The sequence below is a fragment of the Paracoccus sp. UBA889 genome (assembly GCA_002294185.1).
In the GTDB taxonomy this organism is placed as follows: domain Bacteria; phylum Pseudomonadota; class Alphaproteobacteria; order Rhodobacterales; family Rhodobacteraceae; genus Paracoccus.
Genome location: DBFD01000042.1, coordinates 1 through 17,416 on the forward strand (window position 1 = coordinate 1; position 17,416 = coordinate 17,416).

Here is a 17,416-nt window from a genome sequence, read left to right on the forward strand (position 1 = left end):
GTGTGGCTGGTGTGGTCGTGATATTCGACCTCGGCCTCGGCCAGCGCGGTCTTCTCGACCGGCGACCACATCACCGGCTTGCTGCCCTGATAGAGACTGCCATTCATCAGCAGTTTCATGAACTCGGCCGCGATCACCGCCTCGGCGTGGAAATTCATCGTCAGGTAGGGATCGTCCCACTTGCCGGTGATGCCCAGACGCTTGAACTCGTCCCGCTGCACGTCGATCCAGTGATCGGCAAAGCGTCGGCATTCCTGCCGGAACTCGACGATATCGACCTTGTCCTTGTCCTGTCCCTTCTGGCGATATTGTTCCTCGATCTTCCATTCGATCGGCAGGCCGTGGCAATCCCAGCCGGGAACATAGCGTGCATCGCGGCCCATCATCTGCTGGCTGCGGACGATGAAATCCTTCAGCACCTTGTTCAGCGCATGGCCGATATGCAGGTTGCCGTTCGCATAGGGCGGGCCGTCATGCAGGATGAACGGCGCGCGGCCATCGGACGCCTTTCGCAAGGCGTCGTAGATGCCGATCCGCGCCCAGCGGGCCAGCCATTCGGGTTCGCGGGCGGGCAGGCCCGCCCGCATCGGGAAATCGGTCTGCGGCAGGAAGACGGTATCGCGGTAGTCGGGCGCGTCGGGGGCTTTGGTATCGGCGCTCATCGGCGGGCGTTCCTTTGTCGGGCATTCAGGATTCGGATCAGGGCAATCCCGACGGCGCGATATCTTACGCCGCCGGGCCGCTAATTCGAAAGGAGAAGGCCGCAAAATCCATGCCTGCCTCTATAGGAAGGCGGCAGGCGGGCTGCAAGCGGCTGCCGGTGCGCGCGATTGTCATGGTCGCGTCGGCCGGCGCCGGCTAGAATCGGCCCATGATCCAGTCCGCCGAACGCCTCGCCGCTGTCAGGCGCTTTGTCCGCGCCCGATACGGGCTGCGGGGCACGCTTGCGCTGCATCGCCAGGCGCTTGGCTGGGATCTGCTGCGCGCGCCCGTCAATGTGGCGCTGTCGCCGGTCTTCCTGATCCTGCGGCTGGCTGCCGCGCTGCTCAGCCGTCTCGGTGCAAGGCGGGCGGGCGCCTGGCTGGCGGCGCGGCGCATTTTCCTGACCTCGAACGTCGCGCGACGGATCACGGCCGATCTCCAGGCTTTCGTGGCCGATCTGGATGCGCGGGGAATCGGGCCGGACGCGCCGCCCGACCTGACCCGCGCCCGGATCGAGGCCCATGCCGAGATCCGCAACGCCGTGGCCGAGATCACCACATCGCTGATCGTGCTGGGCGCGGGGCTGCTGCTGTTTCACCGCGCAACGCCCGGTATCATGTCGCTGGCAGGCCCGGTTGCGCGGATGCGGGCCGAGGCCGAGGCCTTGCGCGATTTCACCCTGGGGTCGCGACTGGGCGGGGTCTGGTATTCGGTCTTCCCGGTCGAGCTGTCGCCCTGGCAGGTCGTCGCGACCGGGCTGGCCCTTGCGATCACGGCCTCGCTGGTGACGACCTTCGCCGGGCTGATCGCGGATCCGATCCAGCTTGTCACCGGCACCCATCGCCGCCGCCTGATGCGGATGCTGGACCGCCTTGACCGCGCCGATGCCGCCGGCGGGCTGGAGCGGGAACATCTGATGGCCCGGATCGGCGATCTGTCCGATGCGGCGCTGTCGCTCTGGCGAACCCTGCGCGGCTAGGCCGGACGCCGGGCCGTCAGCAGGTAATTCACCGACAGATCGCGATCCGACAGCGACCAGCCGAATCCGATCGGGTTGAAGACCATGCCCTTGCGGTCCGCGACCTCGAGGCCGCAGGCCGCGGCCATCGCGCCCAGTTCGTCGGGGGTGATGAAGCGTTGCCAGTCATGCGTGCCGCGCGGCAGCCAGCGCATCACCCATTCCGCGCCGATGATCGCGGCACCGAAACTGCGCGCGGTGCGGTTCAGCGTGGACAGGATGACCAGCCCGCCCGGCCTGACCAACGCCTGACAGGTCGCCAGGAAAGCCGCCGGATCGGCGACATGCTCGACGATTTCCAGCGCCAGCACCGCGTCGAAGACCTCGCCGTCCTGGGCCAGGGCCTCGGCCGTGGTGACGTGATAGCTGATGTCCAGCCCCTGCCCCTCGGCGTGAAGCCGCGCCACCTCGATGTTTCCGCTGGCCGCATCCGCACCCGTGACCGAGGCACCCAGCCGTGCCATGGGTTCGGCCACCAGCCCACCGCCGCAGCCGATATCGAGCACCCGCAGATCGCCGAACGGACGCGCCCCGCGCAGATCGCGACCGAACTCGGCCGCGATCTGCGCGGTGAGATAGTCCAGCCGCACCGGATTCATCATGTGCAGCGGCCTGAGCTTGCCCTTCGGATCCCACCATTCGGCGGCCATCGCCTCGAATTTGGCGATCTCGCCCTGATCGATGCTGGTCATCTGGTCCTGTCCTTCTGGCAGCCGGTTGCTTCTGGCCTTATAATGTGGAGATGGACCGATTGGCAGAACAAATCGCCGCATCACGGGACCGCCTGCATCCCTCGGGCGAGCCCTATGACCACCGGATGCTGGATGTCGGCGACGGCCACCGGCTGTATGTGGAACAATACGGCAATCCCGAAGGCCGCCCCGTCATTGTCCTGCATGGCGGTCCGGGCGGCGGTTGCAGCCCTTTCATGCGCCGCTTCTTCGATCCCAGCCACTACCGCGTCGTCCTGTTCGACCAGCGCGGCTGCGGACGCTCGCGCCCCTCGGCCTCGGTTCGGGCGAACACCACGCAGCACCTGATCGCGGATATGGAAATGATCCGCGAGACGCTGGGGCTGGCCGACTGGCTGCTGTTCGGCGGCAGTTGGGGCGCGACGCTGGCTTTGGCCTATGCGCAGGCGCATCCTGACCGGGTGACCGGGCTCGTGCTGCGCGGCGTCTTTCTTGGCCGCCGGACCGAGCTGGATTGGTTCTATGGCGGCGGCGCGGGCCGTTTCTTTCCCGATCTGTGGCGGCGGTTCCAGGACCCGATCCCCGAAGCCGAGCGCGGGAACATGATCGCGGCCTATCACCGCCGCCTGTTTTCCGACGATCAGGGCCGGCAGGGTCGCTACGCCCTGCCCTGGCTGATGTGGGAAAACGCGCTGGCCGGCTTGCAGGCCGCGCCCGTCAGCCACGCGCCCGCCGATTATGCCCGCGCCTTTGCCCGGCTGGAAAACCACTATTTCATGAATGGCTGCTTCCTGAGCGAGAATCAGTTGCTGGAGGATCGGCATCTGATCGAACACCTGCCGGCGGTGATCGTGCAGGGCCGATATGACATGGTCTGCCCGCCGCTTGGCGCGCATGATCTGGCGCAGGGATGGGCGAATTGCGATCTGCGGATCGTTCCAGCCTCGGGGCATGCTTTGTCGGAACCCGGAATCTCGGCCGAATTGCTGCGCGTCATGGATGCGTTGCGCGACCGGAACCAGCGAGAGGATTAGGATGCTGTTCGCGATCTTTCTGATTGCCTGTCTGGCGGCCGCCGCGACAGGCATGGTGTTCAAGCCCGGCGATTGGTACGAAGGATTGGCAAAGCCCGCCTTCACGCCGCCGAAATGGGTCTTTCCCGTCGCCTGGAGCGTGATCTACCTGCTTCTGGCCTGGGCCGCCGCGCGACTGGCCGTTCTGCCCCGAAACGGCATCGTCATGGCGCTGTGGGCCGCGCAGATAGCCCTGAACACGCTGTGGACGCCGGTCTTCTTCGGCGCCCACCGGATGGGGTTCGCGATGGCTGTCATGGCGGTGCTGTGGCTGGTCGTGGCGGCGCTGGTCACGCTGGCTTTCCGGCTGGACGCGGTGGCCGCGGTCATGCTGCTGCCCTATCTTGCCTGGCTATGCGTGGCGGCGGCGCTGAACTGGCGCATCTGGCAGGACAATCCGGGTGCCGGCGGGGTCTGACACGCCCCGCTTGCAATCCCCGCCTCAGGGGTCTATATGCCTGCTTGACAGCGGTGCAGGCTTCCACCCCCTGCCCACCGGACGCTTCTGCTTGGGCCCGCTGCGGGCCCTTTTTTCCATCCGAAGGACGCCATGTCGAACGACCTGATCGCCAAGACCGCCATTGACCGGCGCCTGGCCGAGATCATCACCCCGGTGATCGAGGATCTGGGCTTCGAGCTGGTGCGCGTGCGTCTGCAAGGCGGCAAGACAGCGACCTTGCAGATCATGGCCGACCGGCCGGAAGGCGGCATCAACGTGGAGGATTGCGGCGACATCTCGGTCGCGGTCAGTGCCACGCTGGATGTCGAGGATCCGATCGAGGACGCCTATCACCTGGAGGTCAGCAGCCCCGGAATCGACCGGCCGCTGACCCGGCTGAAGGATTTCGCGACCTTCGAGGGCTATGAGGCCAAGCTGGAGACGAACCAGCCGATCGACGGCCGCAAACGCTGGAAGGGCGTGCTGGCGGGCGTCGAATCGGGCGATGCGGGCGACGAGGTTCTGCTGAACATCGAAGAGGCCGGCGAGATCCAGACGATCGGGCTGAATTTCGACTGGCTCTCGGATGCGAAACTGGTGCTGACGGACGAACTGATCCGCGAAATGCTGCGCCAGAAGAAAGAGGCCGGAATCGCGATCGACAACCTGGACGAAAGCGCCTTTGACGCGGTGGAAACCGAAGACGATGGCGGAACCGACGAAAACGAGGGCGCCGAGCGCGCCGATACCAAGGAGTAAGTGATGGCGATCACCTCTGCCAATCAGCTGGAACTTCTGCAAACCGCCGAGGCGGTCGCGCGCGAGAAGATGATCGAGCCGGAACTGGTCATCGAGGCGATGGAGGACAGCCTCGCCCGCGCCGCCAAGTCGCGCTACGGGTCCGAGATGGACATCCGCGTCAAGATCGACCGCAAGACCGGCAATGCCACCTTCACCCGCGCCCGGACCGTCGTGGACGAGGAAGAGCTTGAGAATTATCAGGCGCAGCTTACCCCGGCGCAGGCCAAACCCTATTTCGAGGCGCCCGGGGACGGGCGCGCCCTCTGGATCCGCGATGGTGCCGCGATCGAGGATTTCTCGGGCGCGCCGCAGCCCGGCGACGTGTTCGAGGAGCAGGTTCCGCCCGTCGATCTGGGCCGCATCGCCGCGCAATCGGCCAAGCAGGTGATCCTGCAACGGGTCCGCGAGGCCGAACGCGACCGCCAATACGAGGAATTCAAGGACCGCGCCGGCACGATCATCAACGGTATCGTCAAGCGCGAGGAATACGGCAACATCATCGTCGACATCGGTCGTGGAGAGGCGATCCTGCGCCGCAACGAAAAGATCGGCCGCGAAAGCTATCGCCCGAACGACCGCATCCGCGCCTATGTCAAGGACGTGCGCCGCGAGACCCGCGGGCCGCAAATCTTCCTGTCGCGCACCGATCCGCAATTCATGGCGGAACTGTTCAAGATGGAGGTGCCGGAAATCTACGATGGCATCATCGAGATCAAGGCCGTGGCCCGCGATCCGGGCAGCCGCGCCAAGATCGCGGTCATCAGCTATGACAACAGCATCGACCCGGTCGGTGCCTGCGTGGGGATGCGTGGCTCTCGCGTGCAGGCCGTGGTCGGCGAATTGCAGGGCGAGAAGATCGACATCATCCCGTGGAACGATGATCAGGCGACATTCCTCGTGAACGCCCTGCAACCGGCCGAGGTCAGCAAGGTCGTCTTCGACGAGGACGCCAACAAGATCGAGGTCGTGGTGCCGGATGAACAGCTCAGCCTCGCCATCGGCCGTCGCGGCCAGAATGTTCGCCTGGCCAGCCAGCTGACCGGTCTGGATATCGACATCCTGACCGAGGAAGAGGAATCGAAGCGCCGTCAGGCCGAGTTCAACGCCCGCACCGCGCTGTTCATGGAGGCGCTGGATCTGGACGAATTCTTCGCGCAGCTTCTGGTCGCCGAAGGCTTCACCGATCTGGAAGAGGTGGCCTATATCGACCAGGACGAGCTGCTGACCATCGACGGCGTGGACCAGGGCACGGCCGAGGAATTGCAGGCGCGCGCCCGCGACGTGCTGGAAGCCCGCGCCAAGGCCGCACTGGAGAATGCCCGCGCCCTGGGTGCCGAGGACAGCCTTATTGACTTCGAGGGGCTCACTCCCCAGATGGTCGAGGCATTGGCAAAGGATGACGTGAAGACGCTGGAAGACTTTGCCACTTGCGCCGATTGGGAACTGGCCGGCGGCTGGACCACGGTCAATGGCCAGCGCGTCAAGGATGAGGGGCTTCTGGAGCCTTTCGAGGTCTCGCTGGAGGAGGCGCAGACGATGGTGATGACGGCCCGCGTCATGCTGGGCTGGGTCGATCCGGACGAACTGGTCGCCGCGTCTGCCAATACGGCCGAAGGCGAAACCGCAGAGGAGGCCGGGGCGTGACGCCCCGGATTGTCCCGCTTGAGCCGCGGTGGTCGCATCAAGGAACGAGATGAGCCCGAAAGGCGCTGCATCGTCACCGGCGAGGTCCAGCCCAAGGCCGGTCTGATCCGTTTCGTTGCCGGTCCCGACGGACAGGTGGTGCCGGATCTGGCCGAAAAGCTTCCGGGCCGCGGCATCTGGGTCACGGCCGACCGCGCCGCCATCGCAAAGGCGGCGGCGAAGGGGCTTTTCTCGCGCGGCGCCAGGGCCCGGGTCGGGGCGCCGGACGGCCTGGCGGACCTGGTCGAGGCCGGTCTGGCGCGGCGCGTCGTGGACCTGATTTCGCTGACCCGCAAATCGGGTCGTGCGGTGGCCGGGTTCGAGAAGGTCAAGGGCTGGCTGGCCGAGGGGCGGGCCAAGGTTCTGCTTCAGGCCAGCGACGGCTCGGAGCGCGGCAAGGGCAAGCTGTGGACGCCGACCGGCGGGCGCTGGTTCGGCTGCCTGACCGCATCAGAATTGGGTTTGTCCTTCGGGCGCGATCATGTCATACACGGCGCGCTTGCGGCGGGTGGCCTGACGGACAAGGTGATCTTGGAAGCCGGCAGACTGACGGGTCTGCGCGGGCATGACGGCGGCAATTCGGCCGTCGGGAAGGAATGAAGACGCAGATGAGCGACAAAGACGGAAAATCGACCCTCGGGCTGGGCGGCAGCGGCCGCTCGGGTCAGGTCAAGCAGAGTTTCAGCCATGGCCGCACCAAGAGCGTGCTGGTGGAAACCAAGCGCAAGCGTGTCGTGGTGCCAAAGACCCCCAACGTGCAGGGCGGCGCTGGCGACAAGCCGAAATCGCCCATCGTCGCGAAACATGCCGGTGATCCGTCCAGACGCCCTGCCGGGATCTCGGAAGCCGAGATGGAGCGCCGCCTGAAGGCCCTTGCCGCCGCCAAGGCGCGCGAGGCCGACGAGGCCGCCGCCCGAGAGGCCGACGAAAAGGCCCGCGAGGAGGAACGCGAACGCCGCCGCGCCGAAATCGAGGCCAAGGAGCGTGAGGATCGCGAACGCGAGGAAGCCCTGAAGGCCAGGGAAGAAGAGGATGCCCGCCGCGCCCGCGAAGCCGAGGAAAAGGCCAGGCGCAAGGACGAACCGAAGAAGGAAAAGGCCCCGGCAACCGCCGCCGCTACGCCCGATCAGGCTGCCATCGAGGCTGCCGCCGCACGCGCCGAGACCAAGGGCGTGTCGGCCGGCGGACCGCGCAAATCCGACCGCGACCGCGCCGACCGCGGCGCTGATCGCGGCGACGCGCGCGGAAAGGGCGGTCGCGACGACAACCGCCGCTCGGGCAAGTTGTCGCTGAACCAGGCGCTGAGCGGTGGCGAAGGTGGCCGCCAGCGATCCATGGCGGCGATGAAGCGCAAGCAGGAACGCGCCCGCCAGAAGGCGATGGGCCAGCAATCCCGCCCCGAAAAGGTGGCGCGCGACGTGCAGTTGCCGGAAACCATCGTGGTGCAGGAACTGGCCAACCGCATGGCCGAACGCGCCGCCGATGTGGTCAAGTCGTTGATGAAGATGGGCATGATGGTGTCCATGAATCAGCCGCTGGACGCCGATACCGCCGAACTGGTGATCGAGGAATTCGGGCACAAGGCCGTCCGCGTCAGCGATTCCGATGTCGAACAGGTCATCGACCAGGTTCAGGACAAGGCCGAGGATCTGCAACCGCGCCCGCCGATCATCACGATCATGGGCCATGTGGACCACGGCAAGACCTCGCTGCTTGACGCGATCCGCCATGCCAACGTCGTCTCGGGCGAGGCCGGCGGCATCACCCAGCATATCGGCGCCTATCAGGTAAAGGCCGATTCGGGCGCGATTCTGACCTTCCTCGACACGCCGGGCCACGCCGCCTTCACCTCGATGCGGGCGCGCGGCGCCAATGTCACCGATATCGTCGTGCTGGTCGTGGCGGCGGATGACGCCGTGATGCCGCAGACCGTCGAGGCAATCAATCACGCCAAGGCGGCCGGCGTCCCCATGATCATCGCGATCAACAAGGTCGACAAGCCCGACGCCGATCCCGACAAGGTGCGCAGCGCGCTGCTGCATCACGAGGTGGTCGTCGAGAAGCTGTCAGGCGATGTGCAGGATGTCGAGGTGTCGGCCAAGACCGGACAGGGCCTGGATCAATTGCTGGAATCCATAGCACTCCAGTCCGAGATCCTGGAACTGGTGGCCAATCCCGACCGCGCCGCACAGGGCGCGGTGATCGAGGCGCAGCTTGACGTGGGACGCGGCCCGGTGGCGACGGTTCTGGTCCAGAACGGCACGCTGAAGCGCGGCGACATCTTCGTCGTGGGCGAGCAATGGGGCAAGGTCCGGGCGCTGATCAACGACAAGGGCGATCGTGTGGAAGAGGCCGGTCCTTCGGTCCCTGTCGAAGTGCTGGGCCTGAACGGCACGCCCGAGGCCGGCGACGTGCTGAACGTGGTCGACACCGAGGCCCAGGCCCGCGAGATCGCCGATTACCGCAGCCAGGCCGCCAAGGACAAGCGCGCCGCCGCCGGTGCCGCGACCACGCTGGAACAGCTGATGGCCAAGGCCAAGGCCGACGAAAGCGTGGCCGAACTGCCGGTGGTCGTGAAGGCCGACGTGCAGGGTTCGGCCGAGGCGATCGTGCAGGCGCTGGAAAAGGTCGGCAACGATGAGGTGCGCGTCCGCGTGCTGCATTACGGCGTCGGCGCGATCACCGAATCCGATATCGGCCTGGCCGAGGCAAGCAATGCCCCCGTGATCGGCTTCAACGTGCGCGCCAACGCGCCCGCCCGCAACGGCGCCAATCAGAAGGGCGTCGAAATCCGCTATTACTCGGTCATCTATGACCTCGTGGATGACATCAAGGCGGCGGCGTCGGGTCTGCTTTCGGCCGAGGTTCGCGAAAACTTCATCGGTTACGCCGAAATTCGCGAGGTCTTCAAGGTGACGGGCGTCGGCAAGGTCGCGGGCTGCCTGGTCACCGAAGGCATTGCCCGCCGCAGTGCCGGGGTGCGTCTGCTGCGCGACAACGTGGTCATTCACGAAGGCACGCTGAAGACGCTGAAACGGTTCAAGGACGAGGTCAAGGAAGTCCAGTCCGGCCAGGAATGCGGCATGGCCTTCGAGAATTACGACGACATCCGTCCGGGCGATGTCATCGAGATTTTCGAGCGGGAAGAGGTCGAGCGCAAGCTGTAGCCTTTCGCGCCTGTGTATGGAAAACGGGAAAAGGGCGGCACCAAGGCCGCCCTTTTCTGACTCGGTCTCTCTGATTGGATCGGCCGGCCTTCACGGTCGCGGGCCGTCAAGCGCCGACCGGCTTGCCCTCATAGGTTCGCGAACCGACCCGAACCACGGCGTTGCCATTCGGCATCATGCGTTCGAACAACCCCTGGATCAGGATATATCCGCCGATCGAGATCGTGCGTATCATGTCAAGTCCTCTGCTGCCTCTGACCCCAAGCTGTCACGAAATGGTTAAGAAAGAAGTAACAACTGCCGAATCTGGCACTTTCGGATGCAGTTTTTCATCGATTTCGGGCGACATGCGGCCTCAAAGCCACGATTGAAGCATCGGAATGAGGGGAATATCGGCCGGAGGCATGGGGTAGCTGCGCAAATCACGCGCCCGCGCCCAGGCCAGCCTCTGCCCCTCCTGGGGGCGGGCGATTCCCTGCCATTTGCGGCAGGCATAAAGCGGCATCAGCAGATGAAAACCGTCATAGGCATGGCTGGCAAAGGTCAGCGGGGCGAGGCAGGAATTCCACGTCTCGATCCCCAGTTCCTCGTGCAATTCGCGAATCAGCGCGGCTTCGGGCGTCTCGCCGGGCTCGACCTTGCCGCCGGGAAATTCCCACATCCCGGCCATCGACTTGCCCTCGGGCCGCTGCGCCAGCAGCACCCGCCCGTCCGGGTCGATCAGCGCGACAGCGGCGACCAGAACGGTCTTCACGACCGGTAATCGGCGTTGATGTCGATATAGCCATGGGTCAGGTCGCAGGTCCAGACGGTGCGCGAACCCTGGCCCAGACCCAGATCGACGCCGATCAGCAAATCCTGGTTCTTCATATAGGCGCTGGTCTTCGCCTCGTCGTAATCGGGCGCGCGCCAGCCGTTTTCGGCCAGAACCATGTCGCCAAAACGGATCGTCAGCCGGTCGCGGTCGGCCTCGGCCCCCGATTTTCCCACGGCCGCGACGATGCGGCCCCAATTGGCGTCCTCGCCGGCGATGGCGGTCTTGACCAGCGGAGAATTGGCAATGGACATCGCGATCGTTCTGGCCTCGGCGTCCGACACCGCGCCGGTGACCCGGATCTCGACGAATTTCGTCGCCCCTTCTCCGTCGCGCACCACCTGATGCGCCAGATCGCGCATCACATCGTGCAGCGCGTTGACAAAGGCGATTCCGGCCACATCCTCCAGCGAGGAGATCGGCGCGGCCGTGCTTTGATTCGTCGCGGCCAGAATCAGCGCGTCCGAGGTCGAGGTATCGCTGTCCACCGTGATCGCGTTGAAGGTCGTCTCCAGCCCCGATGACAGCGCCTGTTGCAACAGATCGGGCGCGATCTTGGCATCGGTGAACAGATAGACCAGCATCGTCGCCATGTCGGGCGCGATCATGCCCGACCCCTTGGCGATCCCGGCGATGCGGATCTCGCCGCCTTCGCCCGGCAGGATGGCCGAGGCCCCCTTGGGAAAGGTATCTGTGGTCATGATCGCGCGCGCGGCATCGGCGATCCCGCGCCGGCTGAGCCCGGCCTTCAGGTTGTCGATGATCGCGAGGATGCGTTCATGCGGCAGCGGCTCGCCGATCACGCCGGTCGAGGATGAAAACACCCGGCTTGCCGGCATGTTCAGCGCGCTTGCCACGGCGCCGGTCACGGCATCGACCGATTCCTGCCCACGCGCGCCGGTGAAGGCATTGGCATTGCCGGAATTGACGATGATCGCCGCGCCGTCGGGTGCGTCGCCGCCCGAGGCCAGCTTGGCCTGGTTGTCCAGCACGCAGGCAGCCCGCGTCGAGGACCGGGTAAAGGCCCCGGCGATCGCGGATCCCGGCGCGATGCGGATCAGGGTCACATCCGTGCGACCCTGATACTTGACGCCGGCCGCGCCACTGGCGAATTCGACGCCGGCAATGACCGGCAGATCGGGAAAGCGCGCCGGAGCCAGCGGCGAGACAGGTTGCCCCGCCTTGCCCATCATTGCGCGTCCAGAAGGGCGGTCTCGTTCAGCAGCGCCGGATCCAGCCCCTCGGTCTTTTCAACCTTGGCATCCGAGGTGATCTTTTCGATCGCCGCCTCGACCTTCTGGCGCCGCACCATCTGCACCACCTGATCCCTGACCTCGTCCAGCTTCGGGGCTTCCTTCACGCGGGTGTCGTTCAGCTTGATCACATGCCAGCCGAACTGCGTCTGGACCGGATCCGAGACCTGGCCCTTTTCCAGCCCCTTCACGGCGTCCGAGAATTCCGGCACCATCTGATCGGCGGTGAACCAGCCCAGATCGCCCTTGTTCGGCCCGCTGGGACCGGTCGAATTCTCTTCGGCCAACTTGCCGAAATCGGCGCCCTCATCCAGCTGCTTCTTCAGATCCTTGGCCTTGTCCTCGCTGTCGACAAGGATATGGGCGGCCGAATATTCCGTCTTCGCCTCGGCATTGCCGAACAGCTTGTCATAGGCGGCCTTGACCTCGTCCTCGCCGGGCTGCGGCTCGGCGATCTTGCCGACTGCCTCGGCGGCCAGAACGTTGCGTTTCTGCAACTCGATCTGGGCGCGGACGCCTGCGCTCTCGGTGCCGGTTTCGGCCACGGCGGCCTGACGGATCAACTGGTCCAGCATCATGTCCCAGAGTGCCTGGTCGGGCATGTTCGCGGTCTGCGGATCCTGCTGCATGGTCTGCTTCATCACGATCATCTCGCCCAGCGTGATGTCCTGCCCGTTGACGGTGGCAACGACCGTGTCGGCGGTCTGATCCTGCGCCATGGCAAGGGCGGGAACCATCAGAGGCGCCGCGATGACGGCCGCAAGAATCGAACGTTTCAGCATGGAAGTTCCTTTGCATGTCGCGGCGCGGCCCCATCCCGGGACCGGGCCAGCGTTGACAGTCAGGCGGACGAGGCATAAATCCCCACGGAACGCGGAAGGTGCCGCCGCCGGCTTCGTTCGGCCCCCTGATACGGCAATGCGGAAGGCGGGGGCAAGTGGCCCGCTTCTGACAGCCTTTCCCAACAACGTGATTGCGAAGGTGACATGCTCGGCATTGGTTCTATGGCGAAGAAGGTCTTTGGCACGCCAAACGACCGCAAGGTTAAATCGACCCGGCCGCTGGTTGCCCGGATCAACGCGCTGGAAGAGGATTTCAAGGCGCTGTCCGATGACGGGCTGATCGAGAAGACCCGCGAGTTCCAGAACCGCGTCAGGGACGGCGAAAGCCTTGACGCGATCCTGCCCGAGGTCTTTGCCAATTGCCGCGAGGCGGCGCGCCGCGCGCTTGGCCTGCGCGCCTTCGACGTGCAGCTGATGGGCGGGATCTTCCTGCATCAGGGCAATATCGCCGAAATGAAGACCGGCGAGGGCAAGACCCTGGTTGCCACCTTCCCCGCCTATCTGAACGCGCTGTCCGGCAAGGGCGTCCATATCGTCACCGTCAACGACTACCTGGCCAAGCGCGATGCCGAATGGATGAGCAAGGTCTTTGCCCATCTGGGCATGACCACCGGTGTCGTCTATCCCTTCCAGCCCGAACCCGAAAAGCGCGACGCATACGCCGCCGACGTCACCTATGCGACGAACAACGAACTGGGCTTTGATTATCTGCGCGACAACATGAAGGGCTCGGTCGCGGAAATGGTCCAGCGCGGTCACAATTTCGCCATCGTGGACGAGGTCGATTCGATCCTGATCGACGAGGCGCGGACACCGCTGATCATCTCGGGGCCGTCGCAGGACCGAAGCGAACTGTATCGCGTGCTGGACAAATACATCCCGTTGCTGACCGAGGAACATTACAAGCTGGACGAAAAGACCCGCAATGCGACCTTCACCGAGGAAGGCAACGAATTGCTGGAACAGAAACTGTCGGAAGACGGTGTTCTGCCCGAGGGCCAGACCCTCTATGACCCCGAATCCACCACCATCGTCCACCATGCCAGCCAGGCCCTGCGCGCCCACAAGCTGTTTCTGAAGGACCAGCATTACATGGTTCGCGACGGCGAGGTGATGCTGATCGACGAATTCACCGGCCGGATGATGAAGGGCCGCCGCCTGTCGGACGGGCTGCATCAGGCGATCGAGGCCAAGGAGGGCGTCGAGATTCAGCCCGAGAACGTGACCCTGGCCAGCGTCACCTTCCAGAACTATTTCCGCCTTTATGACAAGCTGGCCGGCATGACCGGCACCGCCAGCACCGAGGCCGACGAATTCGCCGAAATCTACAAGCTGGGCGTGGTCGAGGTGCCCACCAACCGGCCGATCCAGCGCCTCGACGAACATGATCGCGTCTATCGCAGCGCGACCGAGAAATACGGCGCCGTGATCGAGGCGATCAAGGAGGCCCATGACAAGGGCCAGCCGACGCTGGTCGGCACCACAAGCATCGAGAAATCCGAGATGCTGTCGGCGCTGCTGCAAAAGGACGGCATCCCCCACAACGTCCTGAACGCCCGCCAGCACGAGGCCGAGGCGCAGATCGTCGCCGATGCCGGCAAGCCCGGCACCGTCACCATCGCCACCAACATGGCCGGCCGCGGCACCGACATCCAGCTGGGCGGCAATGTCGACATGAAGGTGATGGAGGCGCTGAATGCCGATCCCGACGCCAACCCCGACGAGTTGCGCGCCCGGATCGAGGCCGAACACGCCGCCGACAAGCAGCGCGTCCTGGATGCGGGCGGGCTGTTCGTCCTTGGCACCGAACGCCATGAAAGCCGCCGCATCGACAACCAGTTGCGTGGCCGGTCGGGCCGGCAGGGCGATCCCGGGCGGTCGCTGTTCTTCCTGTCGCTGGACGATGACCTGATGCGGATCTTCGGGTCGGAACGTCTGGACAAGGTGCTGTCCAGCCTGGGCATGAAGGAAGGCGAGGCGATCATCCACCCCTGGGTGAACAAGTCGCTGGAACGCGCCCAGGCCAAGGTCGAGGGCCGAAACTTCGACATCCGCAAGCAATTGCTGAAATTCGATGACGTGATGAACGATCAGCGCCGGGCCATCTTCAGCCAGCGCCGCGAGATCATGGACAGCGACGAGGTCGGCGAGATCGCCGCCGACATGCGCCATCAGGTCATCGAGGACATCGTCGACGAGTTCCTGCCGCCGAAATCCTATGCCGACCAGTGGAATACCGAGGGCCTGAAGGCGGCGGTGCGGGAACGGCTGAACATGAACCTTCCCGTGGACGAATGGGCCGAGGAGGAGGGCGTCGATCAGGAGGCGATGCGCGAGCGGATCGAGCAAGCCACCGACACCTACATGGCCGAGAAGGAACAGGGTTTCGGGCCCGAGAACATGCGCAATATCGAAAAGCAGGTTCTGTTGCAGATGATCGACCAGAAATGGCGCGACCATCTGGTGACGCTGGAACACCTGCGTTCGGTGGTCGGCTTTCGCGGCTACGCGCAGCGCGATCCGTTGTCGGAATACAAGACCGAGGCATTTCAGCTGTTCGAGACGTTGCTGGACGGGCTGCGCTTCGACGTGACCCAGCGTCTGGCCCAGATCCGCCCGCTGACCGATGCAGAGCGCGAGGAAATGCTGCGCCAGATGGTCGAGCAGCAGAAGGCGGGACAGGAACATCTGACGATGGAGCACGGCGACGAACATCGGTCGGATGACGATGCCGACAAGCCCGAACCGCTGGTCGAGGGTTTCGACGAAGCCGATCCCGCGACCTGGGGGAATCCCTCGCGCAACGATATCTGTCCCTGCGGTTCGGGAAAGAAGTTCAAGCATTGCCACGGCGCAATCTGAGGCAGCGTCACCGCCTTTTGCGTCCCGCGACGGCGTTCGCGTCCGCCGGGCGGGGGACAAGCCCCCGCCACGATCGGGCGCGAAGGGCGGCGGGCGCCGCCTTCAGCCCAGCCTTTGCGGCAGCGCCCGTCCGCGCAGCATCTCGGGGGCCGGCATCGGGCGCTTGCCAGGACGCTGGGCTTCGAGGATCTCGACGGCCCCCTCGCCGCAGGCGACACGAAATCCCGACAACACCGCGCCCGGCAGGCCCTGTCCGGGCGCCAGCCGCGACCGCAGCAGCTTGACCCGCTCGCCCGCGATTTCGCACCAGGCGCCGGGAAAGGGCGACAGGCCCCGGATCAGACGGTCCACCTCGACGGCCGGCCGGGTCCAGTCGATCCGCGCCTCGGCCTTGTCGATCCTGGCGGCGTAGGTCATGCCCTCCGCGGGCTGCGCGACCGCCGGCAAGGGCAGCCGTCCAAGCACATCGACGATCAGTTCCGCGCCCATCACGGCCAGCCTGTCATGCAGATCGGCGCCGGTCTCCTCGGGCCCTATGGCGGTCCGCGCCTCGGCCAGGACAGCCCCGGTATCCAGCCCGGCCTCCATCTGCATGACCGCGACACCGGTTTCGGCATCGCCCGCCATCACCGCGCGCTGGATCGGGGCGGCCCCGCGCCAGCGTGGCAGCAGCGAGGCATGAATGTTCAGGCAGCCGAATCCCGGCGCATCCAGGATCGGCTGCGGCAGGATCAGCCCATAGGCGACCACGACCGCGACATCCGCCTCGAGCGCGGCAAAGGCCGCCTGCGCCTCGGTATCACGCAACCGCTCGGGCACCCGCACCGCGATCCCCAATTCCCCGGCCACGCGATGCACCGGCGAGGGTCGCGGCTTCTGCCCTCGTCCCGCCGCGCGCGGCGGCTGGGAATAGACTGCCACCACCTCATGGGCAGCCGCCACCGCGCGCAGGGCCGGAACCGAAAACTCCGGCGTTCCCATGAAAATGACGCGCATTCCCGCCTCCTGCTTTGGTCGTCTCATATCCCGCAAGGGGATCCGGAGGGCGCAGTCCCCGGGCTATCCCCGGCGCGCCAGCTTTGCCGATTTCTGAACCAGCATCTTCCGCCTCAGCGGCGACAGATGGTCGACATAGACCTTGCCGTCCAGATGGTCGATCTGATGCTGCACACTGGTCGCCCAGAGGCCGACGAAATCGCGTTCCTCCACAGCGCCATCCGGATTCAGGAACCGCACCGTGACGGCGCGCGGCCTGCTGATCCGGGCAAAGACACCGGGCAGGTTCGGGCTGGCCTCGTCGTGATCGCGCATCTGCACGCTTTCGTGCAGCACTTCGGGATTGGCCATCAGCACCGCCTGCCCGCGTCGGTCCGAAGCATCGACCACCGCCAGCCGCAGCATGATCCCGATCTGCGGCGCGGCAAGGCCCACACCCGGCATTGCCTCCATCGTGTCGACCATGTCGTCCCAGATCATCCGCACCGTCTCGGTCACCGCCCCGATCGGTTCGGCCGCGCGATGCAGGCGCGGATCGGCATAGGCGATGACGGGCCGCACGCTCATGCCCAGTCCAGGATCAGCCGCCCGTCCAGATGATCCGCCTCGTGCTGTGCGATCCGCGCGGCCCAGCCATTGAATTCGCGGCTTACCAGATTGCCGTCCAGCCGATACCAGCGCATCGTGACCGCGACCGAACGCGGCACGGCGACCGCCCGTCCGGGGATCGACAGGCAGCGCTCCTCGGCCATGTCCTGCTGGTCCGAACGGACCAGGATCTCGGGATCGCAGAGGATCAGGGGTTCCGGCGCGCCGTCCTTCCAGCCGGCATCCATGACCACGATCCGCCGCAGCACCCCGATCTGGGGCGCGGCCAACCCGCGCCCTTCGGCCGCATACATCGTGGCCAGAAGATCGGCGGCCAGTCGGGCAAGCTCGGCCCCGCCCAGATAGCCCGAGGGCTGACAGATCTCGCGCAGCGCCGGGTCGGGATGGCACAGGATCGGCCGCACCACGCCCCCCGCCAGCGGATCGGGCAAGGCGGGCCGCAGCGGGCCGGGCCGGGACACCATG

Annotated in this window: 17 protein-coding genes; 8 read left to right on the forward strand and 9 right to left on the reverse strand. The window is 65.6% G+C overall.

Going from position 1 to position 17,416, the window contains the following annotated elements; all coding sequences use genetic code 11:
• A partial coding sequence (locus B4L36_RS07330; protein ID WP_292954592.1) for a class I tRNA ligase family protein occupies positions 1 to 662 on the reverse strand: 662 nt, incomplete at its 3' end.
• A 209-nt stretch (positions 663 to 871) separates the two neighbouring features.
• On the opposite strand from B4L36_RS07330, the gene B4L36_RS07335 reads away from it, so the two are divergent.
• A complete protein-coding gene (locus B4L36_RS07335) occupies positions 872 to 1,681 on the forward strand; it encodes a DUF6635 family protein (protein WP_292954595.1) in 810 nt (269 codons plus the stop codon).
• On the opposite strand, the gene ubiG is transcribed toward B4L36_RS07335, so the two are convergent.
• Entirely contained in the window at positions 1,678 to 2,412 is a 735-nt protein-coding gene (ubiG, locus tag B4L36_RS07340) for a bifunctional 2-polyprenyl-6-hydroxyphenol methylase/3-demethylubiquinol 3-O-methyltransferase UbiG (RefSeq protein ID WP_292954598.1), read from the reverse strand. The two genes, B4L36_RS07335 and ubiG, sit on opposite strands and share 4 nt — an antisense overlap.
• A 50-nt stretch (positions 2,413 to 2,462) precedes the next feature.
• On the opposite strand from ubiG, the gene pip reads away from it, so the two are divergent.
• From pip to infB, 6 genes are all read left to right on the forward strand, one after another.
• Positions 2,463 to 3,446 carry a prolyl aminopeptidase gene (gene pip, locus B4L36_RS07345; RefSeq protein WP_292954601.1) on the forward strand — a complete coding sequence of 328 codons (984 nt, stop codon included), beginning with the start codon at positions 2,463 to 2,465 and terminating at the stop codon, positions 3,444 to 3,446.
• A 1-nt stretch (position 3,447) separates the two neighbouring features.
• Positions 3,448 to 3,903 (forward strand): tryptophan-rich sensory protein TspO, encoded by a 456-nt coding sequence (gene tspO / locus B4L36_RS07350; protein ID WP_292954604.1) that lies wholly within the window; start codon positions 3,448 to 3,450, stop codon positions 3,901 to 3,903.
• Positions 3,904 to 4,035: 132 nt separating this feature from the next.
• The gene (rimP, locus tag B4L36_RS07355) at positions 4,036 to 4,683 is read left to right on the forward strand and encodes a ribosome maturation factor RimP (RefSeq protein ID WP_292954607.1); all 648 of its coding nucleotides are present in this window, start codon (positions 4,036 to 4,038) and stop codon (positions 4,681 to 4,683) included.
• A 3-nt stretch (positions 4,684 to 4,686) separates the two neighbouring features.
• Complete coding sequence (gene nusA / locus B4L36_RS07360) at positions 4,687 to 6,369, forward strand: transcription termination factor NusA (protein ID WP_292954610.1); 1,683 nt, start codon at positions 4,687 to 4,689, stop codon at positions 6,367 to 6,369.
• Positions 6,370 to 6,387: 18 nt separating this feature from the next.
• Positions 6,388 to 7,008 (forward strand): RNA-binding protein, encoded by a 621-nt coding sequence (locus tag B4L36_RS07365; RefSeq protein WP_292954613.1) that lies wholly within the window; start codon positions 6,388 to 6,390, stop codon positions 7,006 to 7,008.
• An 8-nt stretch (positions 7,009 to 7,016) separates the two neighbouring features.
• Complete coding sequence (gene infB / locus B4L36_RS07370) at positions 7,017 to 9,575, forward strand: translation initiation factor IF-2 (RefSeq protein ID WP_292954616.1); 2,559 nt, start codon at positions 7,017 to 7,019, stop codon at positions 9,573 to 9,575.
• A gap of 106 nt (positions 9,576 to 9,681) precedes the next feature.
• Here infB and B4L36_RS07375 read toward each other — a convergent pair whose 3' ends face one another.
• The 4 genes from B4L36_RS07375 to B4L36_RS07390 form a co-directional block, all read right to left on the reverse strand.
• Entirely contained in the window at positions 9,682 to 9,810 is a 129-nt protein-coding gene (locus B4L36_RS07375) for a hypothetical protein (RefSeq protein WP_292954619.1), read from the reverse strand.
• 120 nt (positions 9,811 to 9,930) lie between these two features.
• Positions 9,931 to 10,329, reverse strand: a complete 399-nt coding sequence (locus B4L36_RS07380; RefSeq protein WP_292954622.1) for a (deoxy)nucleoside triphosphate pyrophosphohydrolase — start codon at positions 10,327 to 10,329, stop codon at positions 9,931 to 9,933.
• Positions 10,326 to 11,582, reverse strand: coding sequence for a bifunctional glutamate N-acetyltransferase/amino-acid acetyltransferase ArgJ (gene argJ, locus B4L36_RS07385; RefSeq protein ID WP_414692154.1), 1,257 nt, complete (start codon positions 11,580 to 11,582; stop codon positions 10,326 to 10,328). The genes B4L36_RS07380 and argJ overlap by 4 nt, the downstream gene beginning before the upstream one ends.
• The gene (locus B4L36_RS07390; RefSeq protein ID WP_292954625.1) at positions 11,579 to 12,424 is read right to left on the reverse strand and encodes a peptidylprolyl isomerase; all 846 of its coding nucleotides are present in this window, start codon (positions 12,422 to 12,424) and stop codon (positions 11,579 to 11,581) included. The genes argJ and B4L36_RS07390 overlap by 4 nt, the downstream gene beginning before the upstream one ends.
• 204 nt (positions 12,425 to 12,628) lie before the next feature.
• Between B4L36_RS07390 and secA the strand changes: the two genes are divergently transcribed.
• Positions 12,629 to 15,346, forward strand: coding sequence for a preprotein translocase subunit SecA (gene secA, locus B4L36_RS07395; RefSeq protein WP_292954628.1), 2,718 nt, complete (start codon positions 12,629 to 12,631; stop codon positions 15,344 to 15,346).
• A 102-nt stretch (positions 15,347 to 15,448) separates the two neighbouring features.
• Here secA and fmt read toward each other — a convergent pair whose 3' ends face one another.
• The 3 genes from fmt to B4L36_RS07410 all read right to left on the reverse strand — a co-directional run bounded on the left by fmt (position 15,449) and on the right by B4L36_RS07410 (position 17,415).
• On the reverse strand, positions 15,449 to 16,342 hold the full coding sequence (gene fmt, locus B4L36_RS07400; protein ID WP_292954631.1) for a methionyl-tRNA formyltransferase: 894 nt from the start codon (positions 16,340 to 16,342) through the stop codon (positions 15,449 to 15,451).
• 63 nt (positions 16,343 to 16,405) lie between these two features.
• The gene (def, locus tag B4L36_RS07405; protein ID WP_292954634.1) at positions 16,406 to 16,909 is read right to left on the reverse strand and encodes a peptide deformylase; all 504 of its coding nucleotides are present in this window, start codon (positions 16,907 to 16,909) and stop codon (positions 16,406 to 16,408) included.
• Positions 16,906 to 17,415: a peptide deformylase gene (locus B4L36_RS07410; protein ID WP_292954637.1), complete on the reverse strand. Its 510-nt coding sequence runs from the start codon at positions 17,413 to 17,415 to the stop codon at positions 16,906 to 16,908. The genes def and B4L36_RS07410 overlap by 4 nt, the downstream gene beginning before the upstream one ends.
• Between the last annotated feature and the right edge of the window lies 1 nt (position 17,416).

What these genes read in the sequence shown, in the direction of transcription:
- B4L36_RS07375 (WP_292954619.1), bottom strand. Translation starts at nt 9,810, where the DNA reads ATGATACGCACGATCTCGATCGGCGGATATATCCTGATCCAGGGGTTG.
- tspO (WP_292954604.1), top strand. Translation starts at nt 3,448, where the DNA reads ATGCTGTTCGCGATCTTTCTGATTGCCTGTCTGGCGGCCGCCGCGACA.
- pip (WP_292954601.1), top strand. Translation starts at nt 2,463, where the DNA reads ATGGACCGATTGGCAGAACAAATCGCCGCATCACGGGACCGCCTGCAT.
- rimP (WP_292954607.1), top strand. Translation starts at nt 4,036, where the DNA reads ATGTCGAACGACCTGATCGCCAAGACCGCCATTGACCGGCGCCTGGCC.
- B4L36_RS07410 (WP_292954637.1), bottom strand. Translation starts at nt 17,415, where the DNA reads ATGGTGTCCCGGCCCGGCCCGCTGCGGCCCGCCTTGCCCGATCCGCTG.
- def (WP_292954634.1), bottom strand. Translation starts at nt 16,909, where the DNA reads ATGAGCGTGCGGCCCGTCATCGCCTATGCCGATCCGCGCCTGCATCGC.
- nusA (WP_292954610.1), top strand. Translation starts at nt 4,687, where the DNA reads ATGGCGATCACCTCTGCCAATCAGCTGGAACTTCTGCAAACCGCCGAG.
- secA (WP_292954628.1), top strand. Translation starts at nt 12,629, where the DNA reads ATGCTCGGCATTGGTTCTATGGCGAAGAAGGTCTTTGGCACGCCAAAC.
- B4L36_RS07390 (WP_292954625.1), bottom strand. Translation starts at nt 12,424, where the DNA reads ATGCTGAAACGTTCGATTCTTGCGGCCGTCATCGCGGCGCCTCTGATG.
- argJ (WP_414692154.1), bottom strand. Translation starts at nt 11,582, where the DNA reads ATGATGGGCAAGGCGGGGCAACCTGTCTCGCCGCTGGCTCCGGCGCGC.
- ubiG (WP_292954598.1), bottom strand. Translation starts at nt 2,412, where the DNA reads ATGACCAGCATCGATCAGGGCGAGATCGCCAAATTCGAGGCGATGGCC.
- B4L36_RS07335 (WP_292954595.1), top strand. Translation starts at nt 872, where the DNA reads ATGATCCAGTCCGCCGAACGCCTCGCCGCTGTCAGGCGCTTTGTCCGC.
- infB (WP_292954616.1), top strand. Translation starts at nt 7,017, where the DNA reads ATGAGCGACAAAGACGGAAAATCGACCCTCGGGCTGGGCGGCAGCGGC.
- fmt (WP_292954631.1), bottom strand. Translation starts at nt 16,342, where the DNA reads ATGCGCGTCATTTTCATGGGAACGCCGGAGTTTTCGGTTCCGGCCCTG.